Raw genomic sequence first — 24,712 nt, forward strand, 5'->3', positions numbered from 1 at the left:
ATGCCAATGAAGCAGCTTATACCGCCTTCAATTTTTCGCGCAGGATGTCGCGGATATGTGGTGCGGCCTTATAAGGATCGCCCGGATTGGCCTGCGTGATGATGGCCTCCATTCTTTCCTGCACATTGCCCAGCGCACCGGGATGCGAGTAGATGTAGAACTGCTTGTCGCGTATCGCGTTAAAAGTCATTTCCGCCACTTCCACGGCAGTGACCTTGCCTGACGATACTGCCTTGTCCGACATAGCCTGCGCGGCGCGCTGGCTGGCGGTCGGCGCGGTCGCTGCAACGTCATCCGGACGGTTACGCTGCGACTGGCTGATGCCGGTAGGCACGAAGTAAGGGCACAGCACCGATGCGCCTATCGGCGCCTGCACCAAATCCAGATCCTGGTACAAGGTTTCGGACAGCGATACCACTGCATGCTTGGACACGTTGTACACACCCATTGTGGGCGCATTCAGCAGCCCGGCCATCGATGCAGTATTGACAATATGGCCTTCGAAGTCGGGGTCGCTCTTCGCGCATTGCAGCATCAGGTTGGTAAAAATGCGTACGCCGTGGATCACACCCCACAGGTTCACGCCCAACACCCATTCCCAGTCGGCCTGGGTATTTTCCCAGACCAGGCCGCCGGAACCGACGCCTGCATTATTGAAGACCAGATGTACGGCGCCAAAGCGCTGCATCGTGGCGTCCGCCAGCGCCTGCACTTCAGCGGCATGGCGCACGTCGCAACGCATTGCCAGCACCTGGGCACCCTGCGCCTCAAGTTCGGCCTTGGCTTTGTCCAGCGCATCCTGCTGCACATCGGCCAGCACCAGTTTCATGCCCAGCCTGGCGCCGATATTCGCGAATTCACGGCCAAAACCGCTGGCGCCGCCTGTAATTACCGCTACCCTGTCCTTGAAATTCTTCATCTTGTCTCCGGTCTTGTTTTATCGATCGTATGTCAATGTTCTATCAATGTTCTATATCAGCGCATTAGTCCAGCTTAGTCCGCACGCTTCATCTGAAAGCCCACGCGAGGGAAATGCACCAGCACCACGCCGGCGCGCTCATCGCTGCGTTGCACCGCAATCTGGTTGTCGCTGCAAATCGCCAGTTCGCCCACTACCGGGTCCAGCGCATAGTCGGTCGGCATAACCGATACGCGCTCGCCCAGCGCGATGCCGTGCGTATCGACAAACGCATATTCCGCGGCATTGGCCGGCGTAGCGCTGCGCGCGATTTCCAGCGCCTGTTCGCTGCCCATTTTGTCAAACTGGTGATGGCCGAACGCTGCAATGCCGTCCATCCATGCCAGCAGGTTGGGATAGGCATCCAGTATGCCGGCAACTGCAGGCACCCGCCGCGCAAACCACAATGCATGGTAGACGGAAAAATCGGCAATGCTGGCCTGTTCGCCCAGCAGGAAGCTGCTGCCGCCGACCAGCATATCTTCCAGGCGGCGCAAATACTCTTTCAGTTGCCCTGTCGCTTCCGGCAGGCTCATGCGCGGCGCATTGGCGCGCATTGCCGCCCTGTCCGCGCTGAAGGCTTTCATCTGCTCCGGCGTGACGTCGCCCAGGATGCCGGATATGGCGCTGGGCTGGAAGGTATAGGCAATCGCGGTCCAGAACAGCGTCGTATCGGCCCACTGCGCCAGCGTGCGGCTGAGCCCGGCGACAGGCGCCGGATACAGCGATGGCGTCGGCGCCAGTTTTTCCAGTACGTCGGCGATCAGCGCGGTGTCGCAATAAATGTCGGCGCCAATCTGCATCACCGGCGTGCGGCGGTAGCCACCGGTCAGCGCCGTCACATCCGGCTTGGGCAGGATGGATGGAATCATCACCGACTTCCATTTAAGCTGCTTGAAGCCGAAGATCAGCCGTATTTTTTCAGAAAACGGTGAAATCGGATAATGGTGAAAGATGATGTCTGACATGGCTCCGTCCTAAGCCAGCTTGACCAACTGCTTGCCGAAGTTTTTGCCCTTCAGCAGGCCGATGAAAGCTTCCGGCGCGGCGGCGATGCCGGGCGCAACCGACTCGCGGAACTTCAGTTTGCCGGTAGCGACCAGTGTGCCCAGTTCACCCAGGCCCTGCGGCCACAGTTCAGGATGTTCGGACACGATAAAGCCGCGCATCGTCAGGCGCATCGTCAGGAACACCCTGGCGTTGTTGATCACGGTAGGCTGGCCGTCGTAGCCGGCGATCATGCCACACAAGGCAATGCGGCCGAACGGGTTCATGCGTTCCAGCGCCGCATCGAAAATTTCGCCGCCGACGTTTTCAAATACGGCGTCAATACCATTTGGCGTTGCCGCTGCCAGGTCTGCCTTCAGGTTGCCGGCCTTATAGTCGATGCAGGCGTCAAAGCCCAGTTCATTGACAACGTAGGCGCATTTGTCCGCGCCGCCTGCTATGCCCACTGCGCGGCAGCCGCGCTGCTTGGCCAGTTGCCCTACCACGCTGCCTACGGCGCCGCTGGCAGCCGAAACGACGATGGTTTCGCCAGCTTTGGGCTGCATGATCTGCGTCAGCCCGTACCAGGCCGTCATGCCGGGCATGCCGACCGAACCCAGGTAGGCCGACAGCGGCACGTGTGTGGTATCGACCTTGCGCAGCGCGACGCCATCGGACACGCCCATCTCGGACCAGCCGGCCATGCCGACCACCTTGTCGCCGACTGCAAATTTGGGATTCTTGGTAGCGACAATTTCGCCTACCGTGCCGCCTATCATCGTCTCGCCTATCGCCTGCGGCGCGGCATAGCTCTTCGCATCTTCCATGCGTCCGCGCATGTAAGGGTCCAGCGACAGGTAGTGATTGCGGATCAGCACTTCGCCGTCTTTCAGCTCGGGAACCGGCACTGTCTCCAGGCGGAAGTTTTCAGGAACAACAGCGCCCTTGGGGCGTGATGCCAGAACGATGCGTTGATAAGTAGCAGTCATGACGGTCTAATTTCATTATAGGTTGCAGTAGATCGAAGGCGGATGCCGGCACATGCTGCCTTTGCATTCCGCAAGTTGTTGCCGCAGTTGTGGCTATCGCAGTGATGACGGCTTTAGCGGCTGCATTTCCAGTGACGCAGCGAATCAATCGCTGCCGTAAAGCTTCTTCATGTTCTCTCCCGACTTCAGGCGCCGCAGGTACTTGAACGTGCCCATGGCCTTGGCGATCAGCTTGTCGCCGTTCCACACTTCACCTTCGCAGAAGCACATTGTCGAGGACCGGTGAAATGCATGTCCCCTGGCCTCTATGCGTCCACCCGGCACGCCGCCGGGCTGCAGAAAGCTGGTCTTCATCTCCACGGTGACAACGCCCTTCAGGTCATCGCACAGCGAACGGCCGGCCATGGCCATGACCACGTCCAGCATCGTCATCGTGACGCCGCCGTGGGTGACTTGCCAGCTGTTCATGTGCCGTTCCGTCAGGTCCAGCGCCAGCAGCGCGCGCCCGTTTTCCATTTCAAGGAATTCCACGCCCAGATCATGCAGGAAAGGGTTCAGCACCTGGGTAGGCTGGGCAAGAGGAAGGCCGCTAGGATCGCTCATGTCGTCGGCCCCGTTCAGACAGCAGAAATACCGCCGTCCACGGCCAGCGTCTGTCCGGTGATGTGCTTGCCAGCATCGGAGGCAAACAGCATCGCGATGCCTTTCAAGTCTTCATCATCGCCTATGCGCTGCAGCGGCGCATCCTTGGACAGTTTTTCCTCGCCCAGTTGTTCCAGGATACCCTTGGTCATCTTGGAAGGAAAAAATCCAGGTGCGATGGCGTTGACGGTAATACCGTACGGGCCCCATTCGCCGGCTAGCGCGCGGGTGAAGTTGATGACCGCAGCCTTGGACGTATTGTAGGCAATGGTTTTCATCGTGCCGGGGCCGTTGCCGGCCAGGCCGGCGATGGAGGCGATGTTGATGATGCGGCCCTGCTTGCGCGGTATCATCGAGCGCTTGCCCACTTCCTGCGAGACCAGGAAAATGCTGCGCACGTTCAGGTTCATTACCTTGTCCCAGGCTTCCACAGGGTGGTCTTCCGCGGGAGCGCCCCAGGTGGCGCCGGCATTGTTGATCAGGATATCGATATGGCCCAGGCGCTTCAGCGCTTCATCCACCAGCGGCTTGATCGCCTCTTCGCGCGACAGGTCGGCGGCAATGGCGCTGGCTTCAATGCCACGGCTTTTCAGGTGTGCGACTGCTTCGTCCAGATCCGCCTGCTTGCGTGAAGAGAGCACTACTTTGGCGCCCTGCTCGCCCAACGCTTCCGCCATCTGCAAACCCAAGCCGCGCGAGCCGCCGGTGATCAGTGCGGTCTTGCCCGTCAGGTCGAATAATTGTTTTACTGTGCGTACATTTGTCATGTTGTCTCCTGTTGTTGATTTCAAGATGCGTGATTTGTGCAATGTTTTTATGCCATATTAAAACCAGGCGTCCTGCATTTCCAGTGTAGTGGTATCTATCGTCGCCAGCAGGTCCAGCTGCTGGTGCACCTTAGGCAATTCCCAAAGGAAGAAATACTTGCAGGCCTGCAGCTTGCCGGCATAAAAATCGGCGTCATGATGCTGTGATTTATTCAGCGACAGCAGGGCTTGCTCCAGCCATATCCATGCGACAACCGTATGGCCGAAGGCCTCCAGATACAGCGAGGCATTGGCCAGCGTCTTGTTCAGGTCGCCCGCCGCATACAGCTGCTTGGTGACCGTTGCAATACGCTGCAAGGCCTTTGCCAGCGCTGCAGCATAGTCTGCCAGTTGCGGCTCCAGCGTCGCCTTGGCGATGGTTTTGTGGATTTCCGCACCCAGCGCCTCGAAGGCCGCGCCGTCCTGCATGCTCACTTTACGGCCCAGCAGGTCCAGCCCCTGTATGCCGTGCGTGCCTTCATGGATGGGATTCAGGCGGTTGTCGCGGTAGAACTGTTCCACATTGTATTCACGTGTATAACCGTAGCCGCCGTGTATCTGTATCGCCAGGTTATTCGCTTCCAGGCACCATTGCGAAGGCCAGGATTTGGCGACCGGCGTCAGGATGTCCAGCAGCAACAATGCATGCTTGCGCGCTTCCGGCGTCAGGCCGCTGCGCTCTTCATCGACCAGGCGCGCGCAATACAGGTTCAGCGCCAGGCCGCCTTCCACATAGGCCTTTTGCGCCAGCAGCATGCGCTTGACATCGGTGTGCTCGATGATCGGCAGTTGTGGCGCTGCCGGATCCTTGGCTTGCGGGGCGCGGCCTTGCGGACGGGTGCGTGCATAATCCAGCGAATGCAGGTAGCCGGTGTAGCCCAGCATGACGGCGCCCAGGCCCACGCCTATGCGCGCCTCGTTCATCATGTGGAACATATTGGCGAGGCCCTTGTGCACCGTGCCTACCAGATAGCCTATCGCGCCGGCCTTGCCCTGCGGCTTGAACTTGCCTTCGCCGAAATTCAGCAGGCAGTTGGTGGTGCCGCGATAACCCATCTTGTGGTTCAGGCCCGCCAGCACGACGTCATTGCGTTCGCCCAGCGAACCATCGGCATTCACCAGTTTTTTCGGTACGATGAACAGCGAAATGCCCTTTACGCCCGGTATCAGTTTGCCGTTTTCATCCGGCACCTTGGCCAGCACCAGATGCACGATATTTTCCGACAATTCATGCTCGCCGGCGGAGATCCACATCTTGTTGCCGGTCAGCCGGTAGCTGCCGTCGGGCTGCGGTTCGGCACGGGTGACGATATCGGACAGGCTGGAACCGGCCTGCGGCTCGGACAAACACATGGTGCCGAAAAAACGGCCTTCCAGCATCGGTTTGGCAAACAGCGCTATCTGTTCCGGCGTGCCGCACTTCATCAGCGTGTTGGCATTGCCTATGGTCAGGAAAGGGTAGGAAGAAGTGCCGACATTGGCGCCCTTGAAATAGGCAAAGCCGGCTTTTTCAACGACGCAAGGCAGCTGCATGCCGCCGACATCAAAATCCTGCCCGGCCGCCATCAGGCCCGCTTCGCAAAATGCGTTCAGCGCGGTCTTGACTTCGGGAATGATATGCACGACTTCGCCATCGAAATGCGGTTCGTTCTGGTCGTTCTTCTTGTTATGCGGCGCAAACAGGTCGGTGGCAATCTGCTCGCAGGTGTCCATCGCAGCGTTGAAGGTTTCGCGGCTATGATCGGAAAAACGGGGACGTTCGGTCAGGGATTCGACATTCAGCCATTCGTACAGCAAAAAATCGAGATCGCGCCTGGGGATGATTTTTGATTGCATAGAGCTGCTCAATAGGGTGAGGATATTCGGAATGCAAGGCGCGCCGCAAATTCAGGCTCAAGGCGCCCAACCCGGCCGGCACAGGTGCGGTAGCACCTCGCCGGCCATGGCTTCCGGCTTGCCGCCGGAAGTGTTCTCTCTATCGATCAGGTGATCAGACTACTTCAAACAAGCCTGCCGCGCCCTGTCCGCCGCCGATACACATGGTGACAACCACGTATTTCGCACCGCGGCGCTTGCCTTCGATCAGCGCATGGCCGGTCAGGCGCGCGCCCGATACGCCGTAAGGATGGCCCACCGCAATGGCGCCGCCGTTGACGTTCAGCTTGTCCATAGGGATGCCCAGCTTGTCGGCGCAATACAATACCTGCACCGCAAACGCTTCATTCAGTTCCCACAGGCCGATGTCTTCGACTTTCAGGCCGGCTTTTTTGAGCAGCTTGGGAATCGCAAAGACCGGGCCTATGCCCATTTCATCCGGTTCGCAGCCGGCAATCGCGAAGCCGCGGAAAATGCCCAAAGGCTGCAGGCCTTTGGCTTCTGCCAATTTGCTGTTCATCAGGATGGCAACCGAAGCGCCATCCGAGAACTGGCTGGCATTGCCGGCAGAAATGACACCGCCCGGCACCGCACTACGGATTTTGGAAACGCCTTCGTAGGTCGTGTCAGCACGAATGCCTTCATCGGCGGAAATAGTTACTTCCTTGGTGACCAGCATGCCTGTCGCTTTATCGGCAACGCCCATGATGGTGGTCATCGGCACGATTTCTGCGTTGAACCGGCCTGCGGCCTGCGCGGCAGCAGCGCGCTGCTGGCTTTGCACGCCGTATTCATCCTGGCGCTCGCGCGCAATGTTGTAGCGCTTGGCAACGGTTTCCGCCGTTTGCAGCATAGGCCAGTACACTTCAGGCTTGTGTTCTTTCAGCCAGGTTTCCACGATCATGTGGGAATTGGCTTCATTTTGTACGCAGGAGATGGATTCAACACCGCCTGCCGCATAGATATCGCCTTCACCGGCGATGATGCGCTGTGCAGCCAGGGCAATGGTTTGCAGGCCGGAAGAGCAGAAACGGTTGACGGTCATGCCGGCGGTAGTGACAGGGCAACCGCCGCGCAAAGCGATCTGGCGGGCGATATTGCTGCCTGTGGCGCCTTCCGGTGTTGCACAGCCCATGATGACGTCCTCGATCTCGCCCGCTTCAATCTTGGCGCGCTCGATGGCGGCGCTCAGGACGTGGCCGCCCATGGTCGCGCCATGCGTCATGTTAAAGGCGCCCTTCCAGGATTTTGCCAGGCCGGTACGTGCGGTGGATACGATGACTGCATCAGACATTTTTTGTCTCCTAATGGATGTAAAGTTAATTTATTGGTGATGCTGAAAACACGCTGTAAATCACTTGCAGGCCTGCCTGGACATAATGGACTGTAGACTTGTCCGCAGCGTTGCCAATTATGCGCTTTAATCCCGCGCTTTTCAGACGCTACAGCCAGCCTGCTTGCATAGACGAATACCAGAATAACATATTTTTAGTACGACCGTTCGCAAAACAAATAACTTATTTTATCTATTCTTTTTTACATCTTTTCCCCATTTACGGGCTTGATTGGCCGCAATATTGGCCTGCATGTAAGTTTCTGTAAGATTCAAGACAGCATGATGTAAGTTTCGCATCGCAGACTGTCATGGCGCAAAAAGCAAGGAGATCGCACATTCCTGCATTGCCCATATATAAAACACTAAAGGAGACAAACATGGCTACAGCACCAATTGCTACGTCAGGCGGAGTAGGTTCCGCGGCGGGCGGCATGACGGCTGAGGAACGCAAGGTTATTTTTGCGTCTTCCCTCGGCACCGTATTCGAATGGTATGACTTCTACCTGTACGGCTCCCTCGCATCGATCATCGCCAAACAGTTTTTTGCCGGCACCGACCCGAATACTGCGTTCATCTTTGCGCTGCTGGCGTTTGCCGCCGGCTTCATCGTCCGTCCTTTCGGCGCGCTGGTATTCGGCCGCCTGGGCGACATGATAGGCCGCAAATACACCTTCCTGGTGACGATCCTGATCATGGGTTCGTCCACCTTCATCGTCGGCCTGCTGCCGAGCTATGCATCCATCGGTATCCTCGCCCCTGTCATCCTCATTATCCTGCGCATCCTGCAAGGTTTGGCGCTGGGCGGCGAATACGGCGGCGCGGCAACCTATGTGGCGGAACATGCGCCACACGGCAAGCGCGGCGCATTTACCGCGTGGATCCAGACTACAGCAACGCTGGGCCTGTTCCTGTCGCTGATCGTCATCCTGGGCACCCGTGAAGCGATAGGCGAAGAAGCCTTTGCCGACTGGGGCTGGCGCGTTCCTTTCCTGGTATCCGTGTTCCTGCTGGCAGTGTCGGTATGGATACGCCTGTCCATGAATGAATCCCCTGCCTTCGCCAAAATGAAAGCAGAAGGCAAGACATCCAAGGCGCCGCTGACAGAAGCCTTCGCTAAATGGGGCAACCTGAAGATCGTCATCCTGGCACTGGTAGGCCTGACAGCCGGCCAGGCCGTGGTCTGGTACACCGGCCAATTCTATGCACTGTTCTTCCTGCAGCAAACGCTGAAGGTCGACGGCGCCATGGCCAACATCCTGATCGCCGCCGCGCTGCTGTTCGGTACGCCTTTCTTCCTGGTGTTCGGTACGCTGTCCGACAAGATAGGCCGCAAGCCCATCATCCTGGGCGGCTGCCTGATTGCCGCGGTAACTTACTTCCCAATTTTCGCCGCGCTGACGCACTACGCCAATCCTGCCCTGGAAGCCGCCATCAAGAGCGCCCCTGTCACAGTGACAGCCGATCCTGAAAAATGCCAGTTCCTGTTCAATCCTACCGGCACGAAGAAATTCACTTCTTCCTGCGACATTGCCCGCACTGTGCTGGCCAATGCATCGGTAGCGTACACCAGTGAATCGGCGCCTGCCGGCACTGTGGCATCCATCAAGATAGGCGACAAGGTCATCCAGGGTTACGATGCCAGTGGCCTGCCTAAAGAGGAAGCCGCCGCAAAAGACAAGGCCTTCAAGAAAGAGCTGGGCGATGCGATCAAGGCGGCAGGCTATCCTGCCAAGGCAGATCCCGCACAGATCAACAAGCCTATGGTCTTCGTTCTGCTGTTGATCCTGGTGATCTATGTGACGATGGTGTACGGCCCGATTGCGGCGATGCTGGTGGAGATGTTCCCAACCCGCATCCGCTACACATCGATGTCGCTGCCTTACCATATCGGTAACGGCTGGTTCGGCGGCCTGCTGCCAACCACAGCCTTCGCGCTGGTTGCCTACAAAGGCGACATCTATTACGGCCTGTGGTATCCGATCATCATCGCACTGGTGACTTTTGTTGTCGGCCTGCTGTTTGTCCCTGAAACCAAGGACAACGATATCTACGCTGCCGACTGAGCAAGCTTGCCCGGAGTACCGGGCAAGCTGCCAATAAAAAAACCGCCGTATGGCGGTTTTTTTATTGGCAGCAAACTTTCAACGCCTTACCGGATTTGCGCAGATTTCGCGCGAATGCTATTTCAGCGCAGGCCATCCCGACATCGTAATTTCGGCGTCGCCACCGGCACAGCTCAGCACGGTATCGCTGCCGAATACCAGCGTCGCTTTGTCCTTGATATGGCCAAACGGCAAGCCAGTCAGGATGGGCACAGGAATCGTGTCGCGCAGGTAGCGCAGCATTTCATCGAAATTGTAGCCGTTGTCATGCGGCCCCAGCTGGTAAGCAGAAAAATCGCCGAAGACGATAGCCTTCTGCTTTTGCAGGATGCCGGCGTAGTGCAGCTGCAGCATCATGCGCTCAACTTTATACGGATGTTCGCCGACATCTTCCACGAACAGGATGCCGCCCTCCACTTCCGGGAAATAAGGCGTGCCTATCAGGTGTGTCAGCATGGCCAGGTTGCTGCCCCACAGCTTGCCGGAAACGCGGATATCCTGCGCGCCAGCGGATTGAAAGCTCACCGTGTGCGCGGCTGCATGCATGCAACCAACAAAACCGTCTATCGTATAAGTGCTGGCATCTACGCGCGTAAAATCGTCGCACAGCATGGGGCCGGTGAAGCTGGTGGCGCCAGCCTTGGCCAGCAGGCCCAGCTGGAAAGCCGTAAAGTCGCTATGGCCGATGAAGCGTTTGCCGCTGCGCGCCAGTTGCCCGAAATCCAGATGCGGCAGCAGGCGGCTCAGGCCGTAGCCGCCGCGCAGGGCCATCACGGCCTGCACAGCCGGGTTTTCCGCTGCTGCGTGGATTTGCTCTGCGCGCACTGCATCGACAGCACCGAAGCGTTGGTAGCGCTGTTCCGGCTTATAGTAGTTATAGGCTTTAAATCCCTGTTGCTCCAAGTTCAGCAGGCCGCGCTCAATCACGCTGTCGTCTATGGGGCCGCTGCTGGCAGCGACAATCGCAATACCGATGGGAGAATTCAAGATGTGGTTCCGTCAAGGTTGGTGAGGCCAGCGCCAGCTGCCTGCAGGCGCTTGCGCTCGGCGGCTGCCTGCAGGCGCTTGCGCTCGGCGGCTTCCTGCCGGCGCGACGCGAAAAAATCTTTCAGCAGTTCGCCGCATTCTTCCGCCATGACGCCGCCGGTAACGCTGGTATGGTGGTTCAGCTTCTCATGCTCGAACAGGTTGAGCACCGAACCGCAAGCGCCTGTCTTGGGATCGCTCGCGCCGTAGACCACCCGCGACAGCCGTGCATGCATCATCGCGCCGGAACACATGATGCAGGGCTCCAGCGTCACATACAGCTCACAGCCCGGCAACCGGTAGTTGCCCAGCACTTCGGCCGCAGCGCGCAGCGCCATGATCTCGGCGTGCGCAGTGGGATCATGCCTGCCGATGGGATGGTTGTAGCCGGATGCAATGACCTGCCCGTCCCTGACGACGACGGCACCCACCGGCACCTCGCCCAGCGTGCGCGCATGTTGCGCCTGCGCGTAGGCCAGCTGCATGAAATGCTGGTCCGACATGCTAGCCGTCTATCTCGGCCCAGCAGTTGGGCGTTTCATACAAGGTGACTTTTTGCAGCGACAGTACACGGCCGTAGCGGTCGTGGTACACGTCTTTCAGGATATCGAAGGCGATCTTGGCCAGGTTTTCCACCGTGGGCACGCGGTCTATGACGACAGTCTTGTGGTCAGGCATGCTGTCCAGGAACTGGCGCACCACGCTGTCTTTTTCATACACGATGAAAGCATGGTCCCACAGATCCACCAGATACTGGTTTGCCAGCGCCTTGATGTCGCCGAAATCCATGATCATGCCGTTGTCGGATTTGCCGTCCTGCTGCACGACTTCACCGGTCAGCGTGATCAGCAAAGTGTAGCGGTGCCCGTGCAGGTTGCGGCACTGGCTGTTATGGTCGGGAATCCGGTGACCGGCATCGAATTCCACTTTTCTTGTAATTGTGAGCATCTGGGGTAAAGCCAAAGAGAGGGTAAAAAAGCAGCCGGATGCACCGGCAGGACATCAGGGAATCTGCAGCAGTTTATGCGTTTGCAGGCTCAGCTTCCATTTCGGATTCTGCTTGCAATGTTCAATGGCGATCTGCAGGTTCTTTTGCAGATCCGGACCATCCATCGCCTGCACGAAGAAGTGCTCAAAATCCAGCGCTTCATAGTCGCGCAGCACCTGCTTGAACTGCGGTATCACCACCTTCAGTTCACTGCCCTTGCGGACAACCAGCTCGGAACCCATTTTGGGACTGACGCAGATCCAGTCCACGCCTGCCGGCACCGGCAAGGTACCGTTGGTTTCTATGGCAATTTCGAAGCCGGCTTTATGCATGCTGTCGATCAGCGCGGCATCCAGTTGCAGCAACGGTTCGCCGCCGGTAAACACGACATACTTGCTGGCTGCGTAGATCTCCGGCCACAGGCTGTTGATCTCGGCCGCCAGCGCATCGCTGTCCTTGAACTTGCCGCCGCGCTCGCCGTCGGTGCCGACAAAGTCGGTATCGCAAAACTGGCACACTGCAGTCGCCCTGTCGGCCTCCCTGCCGGTCCACAAATTGCAACCGGAAAAACGGCAAAACACAGCCGGGCGTCCGGCGTGATTGCCCTCGCCCTGCAAAGTGTAAAAAATCTCTTTAATGCTATAAGTCACTGCAAACCCCAACGTGGAAGCGCCTCCGCCGGTAAACCCGGCAGCACTTCCAAACTCTATTTAATGTATGTACTCTGTTGCGCTTAAAAATCAGCCGGCTCGTCCTGTACGGCAGGCAGCCGGGCGCCAATCCGCCTGGCGTTGAATCATTGTTTTCGCTTGGCCGGGGTGTTCTCGCCGGTGCGGGAAATGAAAGGATCTGTCTGAATGTGTATCAGAAGGCAGCACCGCGGCGGATGATCAACGGGTGCAAGTATACAGCAATGTCCCCCGCGCGTCAGTCCCGAGGGTGGATGGGCAATAAAAACGCAAGGGAATTCAAGATAATGGCAAATATCACAATGGCATAACGCCGTCCCGGGATGCTGGCGTTAATTTTTGCCATGAAATGAGCGCGCAGCAACCGCACTCACTTTCGGCCGGTTACAGCAAGCAAGCCGGGACAGCTTGCTGCTGCCCCGGCCTGCCCGATGGGTTCAATGTCAAGCCAGGGCTGGATATCAGCCATCAACCCTTAATCAGCCCTTATAGCGCGCAGCCGCATGCTCCTGCGCAAAGTTTGGCAGCATCGCCACACGGGCAGCCGCATACGCATCCCACTGTGCGGCATCAGGCAGCGACGGGATCGTCACCAGCTCTTGCCGGTCAAAGCCGACCAGCGCTGCATCCACCATTTCGGCAACGTCCATCACGCCCTGCAGCGCATTCACGTCGCGGCCGGAACGTTCCCATATCTCGGTACGGGTAGCCGCGGGCAATACCGCCTGCACGTAGATGCCGCGCGCGCCCAGTTCGGCATGCAGCGCCTGCGAATAAGCCAATACATACGCCTTGGTCGCACCGTACATGCCCAGCGGGAATTCAGGCGCCAGCGCCACCACGGACGCGATATTGACAATGGAACCCTTGCCGCCCTTCAGGAAGCGCGGGATCGCCGCAGCGCTGAGCCGTGTCACCGCAGTGACGTTCAGGCGTATCAGGCGATCCTGCGCGTCCACGTCGCCGGCTTCGAAACCGCCCGGATTCGCCGCGCCGGCGTTATTGATAAGCACACTGATGGCAGCATCGTCGCGCAAGCGCGCTTCCACCTTGCCCAGATCGGCAGCCGATGTCAGATCGGCGGCGATGATATCAACCTTGACGCCAGTTTCCGCCCGCAAACGCGATGCCAGCGTTTCCATGCGGGCCTGATCGCGAGCCACCAATACCAGATCATAGCCGCGGCGGGCAAAGCGCTCTGCGTAGACAGCGCCGATACCTGTGGAAGCGCCGGTAATCAGCGCAGTAGCTTTAGTGTTATTGCTCATTTGTAACCCCGATAATGTATATAAATGAAAGAAATGCCTGCCTTTTATTCCTGATGAACATCAGCATTAATAATCATGATGGCGATCAGGTATAATGTCAAGCATCAATTTGGGAAACAAGGAGCAGTCATGAAAATCAGCCGGGAGCAAGTGGCCGTCAATCGCACGCGCATATTGGAGGCATCCGCGCGCCTGTTTCGCGAGCGTGGTTTTGACGGGGTGACAGTGGCCGAGATCATGCAGGCGGCTGACCTGACGCACGGGGCTTTTTACGGACACTTCACGTCAAAAGAAGACCTGATTGCCCAGACCTTTGCCCATGTGCTAGCGCCGGGAGACGGAACAAGGGAAAGCGCCCTGCCCGAACGGATGATGGATTTTGCACAGATCTACCTGAGCGCAGAACAGCGCGATGAACGTGCCACGGCCTGCCTGTATTCCACCCTGGGCACGGAGGCCTCGCGTGCATCCATCGAAACGCGGCAGGCGATGACGGCCAATGTGCGCAACCGCATCGGCATTTTCAGCAAGACTATGCCAGGGGACAGCATTGATGAACGCCGCCAGGCTGCTACCGGCAGTTGGGCGGCGATGATAGGCGCGGCGATGCTGGCGAGGATAGTAGACGACCCGGAATTATCGGATCAATTGCTGGCCGATACGCTGGCGTGGCTGGGAAAAACCTCGAGCCAACAGTCTTGATGCCTGAATAGACTCAGCACTTGGTGGACCCCGGCTGAGCGCGAAAAAGTTCAGGCCCTCATTGGCATGGCTGGCGCAGTTAAAGTTAGCAGGTCAAAAAAGCGCCCGGCCAAAAAAGTAATGATTCCACTCGTCGTTGTTTGGCTCACGACTTGAAACACCCTCATTGCCCAAGATCGCTCGATCGGAAGCTCAAATCCACTGCAGTGTATTGGCATTAGCAGTCATCACCCTTTGGTTCGCCAGTTAAAAATTTCTCATCGAAACAAGGCATTCATTGCAGAGGCCGAACTTATTGACAACATCAAACTGAAGTGAATTCGATGGCATCTGGGCAATTGCAGCAATGACATAATATTGTCATATATGTTTGGCATGATAGGCGCGAAACCATTTATTTAGTTGGTTGCCCACCGACGGTATTTCCCAACCTAGGACTATTCATGCAATTACGTTCCATCGCCTTCGCTTGTGCAGTTGTTGCTTATCTGGCCGGCTGCGGCTCTGACAATAACAGCAGCACCCCGTCGACTCCGGTCGCCGCCACGTACACCGTCAACGGTGTCGCCGCCAGCGGCTCACCGTTGGTCGGAGTGGTTGTCACGGTCACAGACAGTAAGGGCGTGGTCACGCAATCAAACCTTACCGACGCCAGCGGCAAATTTTCCTTGTCCGTGCAGGGTAGCGCACCATTCGTCCTGACAGTCCCCTTCAGCGACGCTGACGGCAGCCCTGCCATGCTCTCGTCCGTGCTGGCGCCGAGCGCGAGCGGCACCACGACCACGCTGACGGCAAATTTGAATCCGCTCACTTCGCTGATCACTCAGCGCGTACTGGGCATCGTGCCAACCACCGCGCCAACTGCTGCGCAAATTACTGCTGCCAACGTCACCCAAGCCTTGATCACCTCGACCGAGCAAAGTATCACGACGGTCCTGCAGCCGGCCTACACGGCGCTGAGCATTCCAGCCGCCTCGATCACCGATCCGATCGGCGCAGCCTATCAGGCCAATGCCAGTGACCCATTGGATAATATGTTCACCATCGCGCGTTTTAACGTGCATGCGGGCACAGTCAGCATCGGTACGGACTCCGCCAACACCCTGGTCAGCATTCCTGCAACGGGAGCACTATCTTCACCCGTACCGGCCGCTGCGGCTACCTCACTGGCCGCGCTCAATGTCGGCCCCACCACTACCGCGATCCAGAACGTGATTGTGGTCGTCGGCGAGAACCAGACCTTCGACGCCGTCTTCGCCACGTATCAGGCAGCCAGCGGTCAAACGGTAAAAAATCTGCTGTCGCAGGGCATCGTCAATGCCGACGGCACGCCGGGCCCCAATTTTAGTCTGGCTGCACAAAGCCAGGGCACGACTCAAACCGCTTATACCGTCAGCCCGACCCGCGGTGCAGCCTATAGCGTGCTGCCGCAACCGCAACTGATTGGCGTGCTGAATTCCTCCCTGCAGGCGCAGGGTGGCGTTCCCGATCCACGCTTCCCCGCCAATCTGCCGAACGGCCCGTTCCAGAATACCAAGTACGCCCCCTACGCACTCAGCGCGTCCAATCCCCTGGGCAATTTGACGGGCGACCCGGTGCACCGCTTCTTCCAGATGTGGCAGCAGACTGGGGGCGATAATTCCAAACTGGACATGTTCACCTGGGTCGCCGCAACGGTCGGCCAGGGCGGCGATACACCAGGCATAACGCCGACGAACCCTGCCCAGGGCGGCGAGCTGATGGGTTTCGCCAATATGGCCACCGGCGACGCGCCCTACTTCAAGAGTCTGGCGAACACTTACGCTATCAGTGACAATTATCACCAGTCGATCATGGGTGGCACAGGCGCCAATTTCTATGCGATCTCTACTGCCGACTTGCCGTACTTTAATAACGCCGGCACCGTAGCAACGCCGCCGGCAAACCAGATCGAAAACCCGAACCCGATGCCGCAGACGCCCAACTTCTATACCCAGGATGGCTATAGCGGAGGCTCCTACGTGAACTGCTCGGATGCTACCCAACCCGGCGTATCGGCCATCCTGAGCGTTCTGGCAACCAAGAACGTCAAAAGCAATTGCGACACGGGGAAATATTACCTCGTCAATAACTACGGCCTCGGCTACGACCTGAACGGCAATCCCCAGGCTATCGGCGCCAACAACTTCAACCTTCCGCCGCAAACCGTGCCAACGATCGCCGAAGCGCTGGCGAATAAAGGCGTGGCGTGGAAGTGGTATACCGGCGGCCGCGAACTGGCTGACGTGACGGCCGATGCTGCGGCCTTTGGCGTCCCGACGGCGATCGCCCAGGCGGCACAATACAACACCATCGGCGATCCGCTGGTGGCGTCCAGCAATGTGATCGGCAGCACCAAGCTGAAAGCGGGCCTGGCGGGCCTGACCACCTTGTACGGCGACATTGCCAACAGCACCCTGCCCGCCGTTTCCTTTGTGGTGCCAAAAAATCTGGACAGCGGCCACCCTGGTTACTCCGTGCCGGCCAAGTACGAAGCCTTCCTGCAGGACCTGATCACCAAGGTCAAAGCGAATCCAAAACTGTGGGCGCATACCGCCATCATCATTACCACCGATGAAGGTGGCGGCCACTTCGATACCGGCGCCATCCAGCCCGTTGACTTCTTTGGCGATGGCCCGCGTATTCCGCTGCTCGTTGTCTCGCCGCTGGCCCGTACCAATTACGTCGACCATACTTATCACGACCATGCATCGGTCCTCAAGTTCATCGAACGCAACTGGCGCCTGAAGCCCCTGTCAACGCGTAGCCGCGACAACCTGCCGAACCCCGTCATGACGGCGGCAAGCCCCTATTTGCCGGTGAACAAGACTCCGGCAGTAGGCGACCTGATGTCGATGTTCAAGCTCTGACGATGGCGCAAAAGATGTGCGGAAGATACCCGTCTTCCGCCGTCAGCCACAGCAGGCAATGGCTGGTTTAATCAAAAAATCGTCGAAAACGGCGCCGCAAATAGCGGCGCCGTTTTGTGCTTTTCAATTTCCATCAATGGCTTACCATGTTGCCCGAAGTTAGACTGCCAGCTTGGCGCATCCGCCTGAAGATCTGCGCCACAGTATTGTTCATCAGCTTATTTACCACCGCTTGCCACGAGCAAGGTGAAGCAAAAAACACGGTGGAATCGACCGCCAAGGCCACAACAGCCGCCGCGCCTCCGATTGGCTCTCCTGTTGTCGCGCCTCCCGCCAAGGCGGATACCGTGACAATGTGGGTTCGTTATCCTTCGGCGAACGTAACGCCAAGCCCTGCCGCCGCGCTGGGCAAGCGTTTGTTCTTCGACCCGTCACTGTCCGCCTCGGGAAAAATGTCTTGCGCTACCTGCCACGATCCGGATCACGCTTACGGCCCTCCGAACGACCTCGCAGTGCAATTGGGAGGCAGTGATTTGCGCCAACCCGGCACCCGCTCCGTACCGTCGCTGCGCTACCTGCAATTCACACCGAAATTTACCCGTCATTTCGCCGTACCCAGTCCTGATGGCATAGAAGACGAGGGACCGACCGGCGGCTTTACCCATGATGGCGCGGTTGATTCCCTGCACGAACAGGCGCTACTTCCGCTGATGAACAAGAACGAGATGGCCAACCAGGATGCGCTCAGCGTCAGTGCAAAACTGAGGCAGGCGGCTTATGCCGACGCGTTCCGTCAACTTTACGGTCCCGATATATTTGACCGGCCAACGGAAGCACTGAAACAGGCCACCATGGCACTGGAGGCATTCCAGACGGAAGACCCCAGCTTCCACCCCTACACCAGCAAGTTTGACGCCGCCATGTCCGGCAATGCCGCATTCACACCGCAGGAATTGCACGGCTACGCATTGTTTAACAACCCCAATAAAGGAAATTGCGCCAAATGCCATGTCGATTCACCTGGTCCGGGCGGCAGGCCTGCCCAGTTCACCGACTTTGGCTTGGTGGCCTTGGGTGTTCCGCGCAACCCCGCGATTCCGGCGAACCGGGATCCGAAGTATTTCGATTTGGGCGCTTGCGGGCCGGTGCGTCGTGATCTTGCAAAGGAAAGCGTTTACTGTGGCCTGTTCAAAACCCCAACGCTGCGCAATGCTGCCAGCCGCCAAGTATTTTTTCATAACGGTGTGGTTCACACACTGGAAAAAGCGCTGGATTTTTATGTGGAGCGTGACACGCTTCCTGCCAAGTGGTATCCGAAAATCGACGGGAAAGTCATCCAGTTTGACGACATCCCTGTCAAATACCGCGCCAATATCAACCGTTTTGATGCGCCGATGAATCGGAAGCCGGCCGATCCTGACCTGTTCGACAAAGCTGAAATTGCGGATCTGCTCGCCTTCATGAAAACGCTGAATGACGGTTATTCCCTGTCTTCCGGGGGCAAAGCGGCGAAGTAAAATGCCAATTCAAACGATCATCAATAATAGATATTCGTCTGCTGGAGGCCGCAGTGCCCCCTGCCACGTAGTTTTTCCCCAGCGCGTCATACAGCGGGACATCGCTTCTTCCAGCTCATTAAGCTCCAGATGAAAAAACCCCAAAAGTTGGTGTCCAACTTTTGGGGTTCAGTTCATAGCGAGCTATACGACGTTCAATGCGCTCAGGTACCGGTCAATACCAGACGTTAAATCACTCCCACTCAATCGTCGCAGGCGGCTTCCCGGAAATATCATAAACCACGCGATTAATGCCGCGCACTTCATTAATGATCCTGTTGGAGACCTTGCCCAGCAAACTGTGCGGCAAATGTGCCCAGTGTGCCGTCATGAAATCCTGCGTCTGCACGGCGCGCAGCGCGACCACGTATTCGTAAGTGCGGCCATCGCCCATGACGCCTACCGATTTCACCGGCAGGAATACCGCAAAGGCCTGGCTGGTGGCGTCGTACCAGCTCATCGCTTTTTCGTTACTGCCTGGCGCCGGTTCGGTCTGGGTATTGCGCAGTTCTTCGATGAAGATGGCATCGGCACGGCGCAGCAGGTCGGCGAATTCTTTTTTCACTTCACCGAGGATGCGCACGCCCAAGCCGGGGCCTGGAAACGGATGGCGATAGACCATGGAGTGCGGCAGGCCCAGCGCGACGCCCAGCTTGCGGACTTCATCCTTGAACAGTTCGCGTAGCGGTTCCAGCAGCTTCAGGTTCAGTGTATCCGGCAGCCCGCCGACATTGTGGTGGCTCTTGATTGTGTGCGAACCCTTCTTGCCCTTGCCCGCGCTTTCAATTACGTCCGGATAAATCGTGCCCTGCGCCAGCCATTTTGCATTTTTCAGCTTGCCTGATTCCACCTGGAATACTTCGACAAATTCGCGGCCTATGATCTTGCGCTTGGCTTCGGGGTCGGTCACACCGGCCAGGTGGCCCATGAACTGTGCTGTTGCATCCACATGGATGACCTTGACGCCCAGGTTCTTGCTGAACATGTCCATCACCATCTTGCCTTCATCCAGACGCAGCAGGCCGTGGTCCACGAAGACGCAGGTCAACTGGTCGCCGATGGCGCGGTGGATCAGTGCAGCGGCAACGCTGCTGTCCACGCCGCCGGACAGGCCCAGGATCACTTCATCGCTGCCAACCTGCTGGCGTATGGACTCCACCGCTTCGCTGATATAGTCGGGCATGTTCCAGTCGGATTTGCAGCCGCAGATTTCATGCACGAAGCGGCCAATGATGGCCTCGCCCTGCACGGTATGCGTCACTTCCGGGTGGAACTGCACGGCATAAAAGCGGCGCTCTTCGTCGGCCATGCCAGCGATTGGACAGTTGTCGGTGGAAGCCATCAATTTGAAACCGGCAGGCATCTCGTTGACCTTATCGCCGTGGCTCATCCACACTTTCAGCATGCCATGGCCTTCGGCCGTGGTGAAGTCGCTGATGTCCTGGAACAGTGCCGTATGGCCGCGTGCCCTCACCTCGGCATAGCCGAATTCGCGCACATGGCCGTTTTCCACTTTACCGCCCAGTTGTTCCGCCATGGTCTGCATGCCATAGCAGATACCCAGAACAGGAACACCGGCTTCAAACACCGCCATCGGCGCACGCGGCGTATCGCCTTCGGTCACGCTGTTGGGGCCACCCGACAGGATGATACCGGCTGCACCGTAGTTGCGGATGAATTCGTCATCGACATCGTAAGGATGGACTTCTGAAAAAACGCCCGTGTCGCGCACGCGGCGCGCAATCAGTTGCGTTACTTGCGAACCAAAATCGAGTATGAGTATTTTCGAATGCATAAATCAAATGGTAAAGTCAGGCTGCACAGGCGTAGCCTGCACAACACGGTTGTTTCCTGCACTCTTTGCAGAGAGCAGGGCTTTTTCGGCAAGGCTGATCAGGGTTTCAGGATCGGTGTCGGGAAAGGTGTCGGTCGAGATCATGCCGGCGCTGACGGTCATTGCGATTTGCTCATCGCCTATGGTGTCCGGGTGGGTCAGCACGGCCAGCCTTATACGCTCCGCGACAGCAGTCGCCACCAGATGCGACGCGCCCGGCAGCACGATCAGGAAAATATCGTTGCCGAAACGGCCCAGCGCATCAAACGGGCGTATGCAGGAGCGGATGCGGCTGACGATCTTGACCATGACCACGTCACTAGCGGCAATGCCATGCACATCCCGGATCGCGCCGCTCTGGTCCAGGCCGGCAAAAATTAGCGACAGCGGCTTTTCGGCTTTTGCGCAGCGCTCCATCTCTATACGCAGCGAACGCACGATGGCAGCCTTGTTCCAAGTACCCAGGATAGGGTCGATCAGCGAATCACGCTTCAGGCTGCGGTTTTGCTTGATCAGCTCCAGCTGCGCATGGTACATCGTGCTCAGCGCAAGTTCGCGCTCTATCATCACGGCCAGGTCCGCCAGCAGGTGTCTGTCTTCATCGCTGAACTCGCGCGGCTGGTAATCGACCAGCGCGACGCTGCCGATCAATGTCTTGGCATGATCGAGGATAGGCTGTGCCGCATAAAAACGGATGTACGGCGCACCTGCCACCAGGCGGTGGTTGACCAGTTCGGCATCTTCCCTGGTATCGGAAACGACAACCAGATCTTCCGGCACCGGCATGGTTTCGCAGAACATCGATTCCAGCGCGGCCATCGACCGTTCGCTCTTGTCGAACCGCGATGGCGTGTTGACGAAGGTCACCAGGCAATTGGCCACTGAAAACAGCCTCAGCCCCAGCCTTTCAAAACGCTTCAGCCTGTTCTCGAATTTTTCGGCAAATACGTTCTCAAAGCCGGAATTGGCCTGCAGCACGGTAGCCGGGTTTGAACGATCTAGCTGAGTGGACATACCGTGCAACACCTTTATCTTTATCAAAACCGGATTAATCGAATTGGTCGAACCAGTGCAGTATGCTCACAAAGATGCATCCCGGCCGGCGTTACATAATTTCATGCAACGCCGGCCGGACCGGGTATTTCCTTCTTCCTTCTCTTGCTTTTTATGCAGAGCTTTTAGTCGGCGCGGTAGTTAGGCGCTTCCTTGGTGATTTGCACGTCATGCACATGCGATTCGCGCATGCCGGCGGAAGTGATTTCGACGAATTCCGCCTTGGTGCGCAGATCTTCTATCGTGGCACAGCCGCAATAACCCATCGACGAGCGCACGCCACCTACCAGCTGATACAGGATCGCCAGCACGCTGCCTTTGTAAGGAACGCGGCCTTCAATACCTTCCGGCACCAGTTTGTCCGCATTATTGGCGGCATCCTGGAAGTAGCGGTCGGCGGAGCCATCGGCCATCGCCCCCAGGCTCCCCATGCCGCGGTAGGATTTGTAGCTACGGCCCTGGAACAGGATCACTTCGCCCGGCGCTTCTTCCGTACCGGCAAACATGCTGCCCATCATCACGGTGGAGGCTCCTGCCGCCAGCGCCTTGGAAACGTCGCCGGAAAAACGTACACCGCCGTCAGCGATACACGGAACGCCTGTGCCTTTGAGCGCATTGGCCACGTTGGCAATCGCCGTAATCTGCGGTACGCCGACGCCTGCCACGATCCTCGTGGTGCAAATGGAACCGGGGCCGATACCAACCTTGACGGCATCCGCACCATGCTCGACCAGCGCCAGCGCAGCTGCCGCGGTGGCGATATTGCCACCGATGACTTCGATATGCGGATAATTGGTTTTGACCCAGCGCACACGGTCCAGCACGCCTTTGGAATGGCCGTGCGCGGTATCAACGACGATAACGTCCACACCGGCCTTGGCCAGCAGGTCGATACGCTCGTCATTGTCGGCGCCTACGCCGACTGCCGCGCCCACGCGCAATTTACCCTGGTCGTCCTTGGAGGCAAACGGATGCTCGGTGGATTTCTGGATATCTTTTACGGTGATCAGGCCGCGCAGCTCAAACAGGTCGTTGACGACCAGTACGCGTTCCAGCCTGTGCTTGTTCATCAGGCGTTTGGCTTCGGACAAATCCGCACCTTCGCTGACATACACCAGCTTGTCGCGCGGCGTCATCTTGGCGCGCGCTTCGGCATCCAGTTCTTCTTCAAAGCGCAAATCGCGGTTGGTGATGATACCGACCACAGTCTTGCCTTCCACGACCGGGAAGCCGCTGATGCCGTATTGCTGCGACAGGGCCATGACATCGCGGATCCTCATCGTCGGCGGAATCGTGATCGGGTCACGCAGCACGCCGGATTCAAAACGCTTGACCTTGGCTACCTCGCGCGCCTGTTCTTTCGGCGTCAAGTTTTTATGGACAATCCCTATGCCACCTTCCTGGGCCATGGCAATTGCAAGCCGGGCTTCGGTCACGGTGTCCATTGCAGCGGAAACCAGAGGGATATTCAGGGTGATATTACGAGTCAGACTCGTAACAAGCGAAGTATCTTTAGGGAGGATATTCGAGTAAGCTGGAACGAGTAGCACGTCATCGAATGTGAGTGCTTTTTGAAGTAAACGCATAGCATTTCCTATAGGCGCAAAGCCGCATTATACAGAAAACTTGCCGAGACGTCTTTAACCGTGTAAAACTCTAGCAAAATTTCTTTCAAATCCATTTCTGCAGCCCCCGTGCTACAGAGACCCGACAAAGCTGCGGAATAATATCCATGCAAAAATATCAAAAAAGACTCGTTTTTTCTGTACTCATGTCGTTTTTCATGTGCGCGTCGGCTTTTGCGCAGTATGTATGGCTGGATGAAAAAGGCATAAAACAGTTTTCCGATATACCTCCACCGAAATCTGTGCCGAACAACCGCATCCTGAAGTCGCCGGGGAAAATCAGCCAGGACGCCCCGCCTGCTGACAGCGCAGCACCTGCTGCCGATGCAGATCAGGCAGCCAGGCCCGTCACCACCGCAAGCAGAAATGAGGACTTCAACAAGCGCAGGGCTGAGCAGGCGGCAAAGGACCAGAAGGCTGCTGAGGAAAAACGCGTCGCCAGTGAAAAGAGCAAAAACTGCGAACGCGCCCGCTCCTACCAGCGCTCACTGGAGTCAGGCGCGCGCATCGCCACGGCCGACAGCAATGGCGAAAGAAGCTACCTGAGCGATGACCAGCGGGCCAAGGAGGTCGCGGAAACCAGGCGCGCGGTAGCCGACTGCAATTAGTGATGGAAGCAGTGCCGGCGGCGTAGCCCTCAGGGCTGCCCGTCCTTCTGTTTTTGGGCACGGCGGCGGCGCGAGTCCTTGGGATCGGCAATCAAAGGCCGGTAAATTTCCACCCGGTCGCCGTCATGCAGCGGCGCATCTGCCGGCTTCAATTTGCCGTAGACGCCGAATTTGCTGGCATCCATATCGATTTCCGGGTGCAGCAGCAGTATGCCGCTTTGGGCAACGGCGTCCGACAGTCTGGCGTCTGCCGCCAGCCTCACCTCCAGCAAGGCCACGTCGCTGACAGTGGAATAACAGACCTGGACCTTGATAAAACCGCTATCACCCATATAAAGTTTCTGCACGGGTGCAAAAAGAATCGACGAAGCTGTTGGCGATCTTGCCGAAGACCGGACCTATCAGGTGTTCCAGCAATTTGCTGGAAAATTCGTAGTTCAGGTCGAATTCGATCTTGCAGGCGTCTGGCCTGAGTTCGGTAAATTTCCACCGGCCGTAGAGTTGCTTGAAAGGCCCGTCCACCAGCGTCATTTCCATCTCGTGCGGCGGCACATTCTTGTTTTGCGTGGTAAACCGCTGTTTAATGCCGTGATAATTGATGGACAGCGTTGCAATCAATGTATCATCGGTTCTTTCCTTGACATTGACTTCGCCGCACCATGGCAGGAAACTGGGGTAATCCTCGACCCCATCCACCAGCGCAAACATTTGCTGGGCGCTGTATCCGACGAAAACTGTTTTATGTACGACTGCCATCAATAAGAACCATTTGGTAGAATC

Annotated in this window: 21 protein-coding genes and 1 pseudogene; 5 read left to right on the forward strand and 17 right to left on the reverse strand. The window is 57.6% G+C overall.

Annotation, left to right across the window (positions count from 1 at the left end; translation table 11 throughout):
* Positions 1-16 precede the first annotated feature (16 nt).
* The 7 genes from ACO0LO_RS00225 to ACO0LO_RS00255 form a co-directional block, all read right to left on the reverse strand.
* Positions 17-919, reverse strand: coding sequence for an SDR family oxidoreductase (locus ACO0LO_RS00225; RefSeq protein WP_422962185.1), 903 nt, complete (start codon positions 917-919; stop codon positions 17-19).
* Positions 920-993: 74 nt separating this feature from the next.
* Entirely contained in the window at positions 994-1,926 is a 933-nt protein-coding gene (locus ACO0LO_RS00230) for a glutathione S-transferase family protein (RefSeq protein ID WP_422962186.1), read from the reverse strand.
* Between the two features lie 9 nt (positions 1,927-1,935).
* The gene (locus ACO0LO_RS00235; protein WP_422962187.1) at positions 1,936-2,934 is read right to left on the reverse strand and encodes an NADP-dependent oxidoreductase; all 999 of its coding nucleotides are present in this window, start codon (positions 2,932-2,934) and stop codon (positions 1,936-1,938) included.
* A gap of 144 nt (positions 2,935-3,078) precedes the next feature.
* On the reverse strand, positions 3,079-3,537 hold the full coding sequence (locus tag ACO0LO_RS00240) for a PaaI family thioesterase (RefSeq protein ID WP_422962188.1): 459 nt from the start codon (positions 3,535-3,537) through the stop codon (positions 3,079-3,081).
* 14 nt (positions 3,538-3,551) lie between these two features.
* Positions 3,552-4,343: an SDR family oxidoreductase gene (locus ACO0LO_RS00245; RefSeq protein ID WP_422962189.1), complete on the reverse strand. Its 792-nt coding sequence runs from the start codon at positions 4,341-4,343 to the stop codon at positions 3,552-3,554.
* A gap of 57 nt (positions 4,344-4,400) precedes the next feature.
* On the reverse strand, positions 4,401-6,218 hold the full coding sequence (locus tag ACO0LO_RS00250) for an acyl-CoA dehydrogenase (protein ID WP_422962190.1): 1,818 nt from the start codon (positions 6,216-6,218) through the stop codon (positions 4,401-4,403).
* Between the two features lie 154 nt (positions 6,219-6,372).
* Positions 6,373-7,551, reverse strand: coding sequence for an acetyl-CoA C-acyltransferase (locus ACO0LO_RS00255; RefSeq protein WP_422962191.1), 1,179 nt, complete (start codon positions 7,549-7,551; stop codon positions 6,373-6,375).
* A gap of 419 nt (positions 7,552-7,970) precedes the next feature.
* On the opposite strand from ACO0LO_RS00255, the gene ACO0LO_RS00260 reads away from it, so the two are divergent.
* Positions 7,971-9,656, forward strand: a complete 1,686-nt coding sequence (locus tag ACO0LO_RS00260; RefSeq protein ID WP_422962192.1) for an MFS transporter — start codon at positions 7,971-7,973, stop codon at positions 9,654-9,656.
* Between the two features lie 117 nt (positions 9,657-9,773).
* Here ACO0LO_RS00260 and ACO0LO_RS00265 read toward each other — a convergent pair whose 3' ends face one another.
* From ACO0LO_RS00265 to ACO0LO_RS00285, 5 genes are all read right to left on the reverse strand, one after another.
* The gene (locus ACO0LO_RS00265; protein ID WP_422962193.1) at positions 9,774-10,682 is read right to left on the reverse strand and encodes an LD-carboxypeptidase; all 909 of its coding nucleotides are present in this window, start codon (positions 10,680-10,682) and stop codon (positions 9,774-9,776) included.
* Positions 10,679-11,224, reverse strand: coding sequence for a tRNA adenosine(34) deaminase TadA (tadA, locus tag ACO0LO_RS00270; protein ID WP_422962194.1), 546 nt, complete (start codon positions 11,222-11,224; stop codon positions 10,679-10,681). The genes ACO0LO_RS00265 and tadA overlap by 4 nt, the downstream gene beginning before the upstream one ends.
* Position 11,225: 1 nt before the next feature.
* Positions 11,226-11,669 carry a 6-carboxytetrahydropterin synthase QueD gene (gene queD, locus ACO0LO_RS00275; protein WP_422962195.1) on the reverse strand — a complete coding sequence of 148 codons (444 nt, stop codon included), beginning with the start codon at positions 11,667-11,669 and terminating at the stop codon, positions 11,226-11,228.
* Between the two features lie 54 nt (positions 11,670-11,723).
* The gene (gene queE, locus ACO0LO_RS00280; protein ID WP_422962196.1) at positions 11,724-12,359 is read right to left on the reverse strand and encodes a 7-carboxy-7-deazaguanine synthase; all 636 of its coding nucleotides are present in this window, start codon (positions 12,357-12,359) and stop codon (positions 11,724-11,726) included.
* A 518-nt stretch (positions 12,360-12,877) separates the two neighbouring features.
* Positions 12,878-13,666, reverse strand: coding sequence for an SDR family NAD(P)-dependent oxidoreductase (locus ACO0LO_RS00285; RefSeq protein ID WP_422962197.1), 789 nt, complete (start codon positions 13,664-13,666; stop codon positions 12,878-12,880).
* A 129-nt stretch (positions 13,667-13,795) separates the two neighbouring features.
* Between ACO0LO_RS00285 and ACO0LO_RS00290 the strand changes: the two genes are divergently transcribed.
* From ACO0LO_RS00290 to ACO0LO_RS00300, 3 genes are all read left to right on the forward strand, one after another.
* The gene (locus tag ACO0LO_RS00290) at positions 13,796-14,368 is read left to right on the forward strand and encodes a TetR/AcrR family transcriptional regulator (RefSeq protein WP_422962198.1); all 573 of its coding nucleotides are present in this window, start codon (positions 13,796-13,798) and stop codon (positions 14,366-14,368) included.
* A gap of 443 nt (positions 14,369-14,811) precedes the next feature.
* Positions 14,812-17,256 (forward strand): alkaline phosphatase family protein, encoded by a 2,445-nt coding sequence (locus ACO0LO_RS00295; protein ID WP_422962199.1) that lies wholly within the window; start codon positions 14,812-14,814, stop codon positions 17,254-17,256.
* Positions 17,257-17,402: 146 nt separating this feature from the next.
* Positions 17,403-18,773, forward strand: a complete 1,371-nt coding sequence (locus tag ACO0LO_RS00300; protein WP_422962200.1) for a cytochrome-c peroxidase — start codon at positions 17,403-17,405, stop codon at positions 18,771-18,773.
* A gap of 232 nt (positions 18,774-19,005) precedes the next feature.
* On the opposite strand, the gene guaA is transcribed toward ACO0LO_RS00300, so the two are convergent.
* From guaA to guaB, 3 genes are all read right to left on the reverse strand, one after another.
* Positions 19,006-20,607 carry a glutamine-hydrolyzing GMP synthase gene (gene guaA / locus ACO0LO_RS00305; protein ID WP_422962201.1) on the reverse strand — a complete coding sequence of 534 codons (1,602 nt, stop codon included), beginning with the start codon at positions 20,605-20,607 and terminating at the stop codon, positions 19,006-19,008.
* Positions 20,608-20,610: 3 nt separating this feature from the next.
* Positions 20,611-21,660: a GGDEF domain-containing protein gene (locus tag ACO0LO_RS00310; RefSeq protein ID WP_422962202.1), complete on the reverse strand. Its 1,050-nt coding sequence runs from the start codon at positions 21,658-21,660 to the stop codon at positions 20,611-20,613.
* Positions 21,661-21,824: 164 nt separating this feature from the next.
* Positions 21,825-23,285, reverse strand: coding sequence for an IMP dehydrogenase (gene guaB / locus ACO0LO_RS00315; RefSeq protein WP_422962203.1), 1,461 nt, complete (start codon positions 23,283-23,285; stop codon positions 21,825-21,827).
* 146 nt (positions 23,286-23,431) lie between these two features.
* Between guaB and ACO0LO_RS00320 the strand changes: the two genes are divergently transcribed.
* Positions 23,432-23,932 carry a DUF4124 domain-containing protein gene (locus ACO0LO_RS00320; protein ID WP_422962204.1) on the forward strand — a complete coding sequence of 167 codons (501 nt, stop codon included), beginning with the start codon at positions 23,432-23,434 and terminating at the stop codon, positions 23,930-23,932.
* A 25-nt stretch (positions 23,933-23,957) separates the two neighbouring features.
* Here the strand turns inward: ACO0LO_RS00320 and ACO0LO_RS00325 are convergent.
* Both ACO0LO_RS00325 and ACO0LO_RS00330 read right to left on the reverse strand, forming a co-directional pair.
* Positions 23,958-24,264, reverse strand: a pseudogene (locus ACO0LO_RS00325) (RnfH family protein); the annotation flags it as partial.
* Positions 24,257-24,688 carry a type II toxin-antitoxin system RatA family toxin gene (locus ACO0LO_RS00330; RefSeq protein ID WP_422962205.1) on the reverse strand — a complete coding sequence of 144 codons (432 nt, stop codon included), beginning with the start codon at positions 24,686-24,688 and terminating at the stop codon, positions 24,257-24,259. The pseudogene ACO0LO_RS00325 and the gene ACO0LO_RS00330, both read right to left, overlap by 8 nt.
* Positions 24,689-24,712: the final 24 nt, after the last annotated feature.

Source organism: Undibacterium sp. TJN25 (genome assembly GCF_049339885.1).
GTDB lineage: Bacteria > Pseudomonadota > Gammaproteobacteria > Burkholderiales > Burkholderiaceae_D > Undibacterium.

Excerpts from the sequence above, each read along its gene's own strand:
- ACO0LO_RS00225 (WP_422962185.1), bottom strand. The coding sequence starts at position 919 with ATGAAGAATTTCAAGGACAGGGTAGCGGTAATTACAGGCGGCGCCAGC.
- ACO0LO_RS00230 (WP_422962186.1), bottom strand. The coding sequence starts at position 1,926 with ATGTCAGACATCATCTTTCACCATTATCCGATTTCACCGTTTTCTGAA.
- ACO0LO_RS00235 (WP_422962187.1), bottom strand. The coding sequence starts at position 2,934 with ATGACTGCTACTTATCAACGCATCGTTCTGGCATCACGCCCCAAGGGC.
- ACO0LO_RS00240 (WP_422962188.1), bottom strand. The coding sequence starts at position 3,537 with ATGAGCGATCCTAGCGGCCTTCCTCTTGCCCAGCCTACCCAGGTGCTG.
- ACO0LO_RS00245 (WP_422962189.1), bottom strand. The coding sequence starts at position 4,343 with ATGACAAATGTACGCACAGTAAAACAATTATTCGACCTGACGGGCAAG.
- ACO0LO_RS00250 (WP_422962190.1), bottom strand. The coding sequence starts at position 6,218 with ATGCAATCAAAAATCATCCCCAGGCGCGATCTCGATTTTTTGCTGTAC.
- ACO0LO_RS00255 (WP_422962191.1), bottom strand. The coding sequence starts at position 7,551 with ATGTCTGATGCAGTCATCGTATCCACCGCACGTACCGGCCTGGCAAAA.
- ACO0LO_RS00260 (WP_422962192.1), top strand. The coding sequence starts at position 7,971 with ATGGCTACAGCACCAATTGCTACGTCAGGCGGAGTAGGTTCCGCGGCG.
- tadA (WP_422962194.1), bottom strand. The coding sequence starts at position 11,224 with ATGTCGGACCAGCATTTCATGCAGCTGGCCTACGCGCAGGCGCAACAT.
- queD (WP_422962195.1), bottom strand. The coding sequence starts at position 11,669 with ATGCTCACAATTACAAGAAAAGTGGAATTCGATGCCGGTCACCGGATT.
- ACO0LO_RS00285 (WP_422962197.1), bottom strand. The coding sequence starts at position 13,666 with ATGAGCAATAACACTAAAGCTACTGCGCTGATTACCGGCGCTTCCACA.
- ACO0LO_RS00290 (WP_422962198.1), top strand. The coding sequence starts at position 13,796 with ATGAAAATCAGCCGGGAGCAAGTGGCCGTCAATCGCACGCGCATATTG.
- ACO0LO_RS00295 (WP_422962199.1), top strand. The coding sequence starts at position 14,812 with ATGCAATTACGTTCCATCGCCTTCGCTTGTGCAGTTGTTGCTTATCTG.
- ACO0LO_RS00300 (WP_422962200.1), top strand. The coding sequence starts at position 17,403 with ATGTTGCCCGAAGTTAGACTGCCAGCTTGGCGCATCCGCCTGAAGATC.
- guaA (WP_422962201.1), bottom strand. The coding sequence starts at position 20,607 with ATGCATTCGAAAATACTCATACTCGATTTTGGTTCGCAAGTAACGCAA.
- ACO0LO_RS00310 (WP_422962202.1), bottom strand. The coding sequence starts at position 21,660 with ATGTCCACTCAGCTAGATCGTTCAAACCCGGCTACCGTGCTGCAGGCC.
- guaB (WP_422962203.1), bottom strand. The coding sequence starts at position 23,285 with ATGCGTTTACTTCAAAAAGCACTCACATTCGATGACGTGCTACTCGTT.
- ACO0LO_RS00320 (WP_422962204.1), top strand. The coding sequence starts at position 23,432 with ATGCAAAAATATCAAAAAAGACTCGTTTTTTCTGTACTCATGTCGTTT.
- ACO0LO_RS00330 (WP_422962205.1), bottom strand. The coding sequence starts at position 24,688 with ATGGCAGTCGTACATAAAACAGTTTTCGTCGGATACAGCGCCCAGCAA.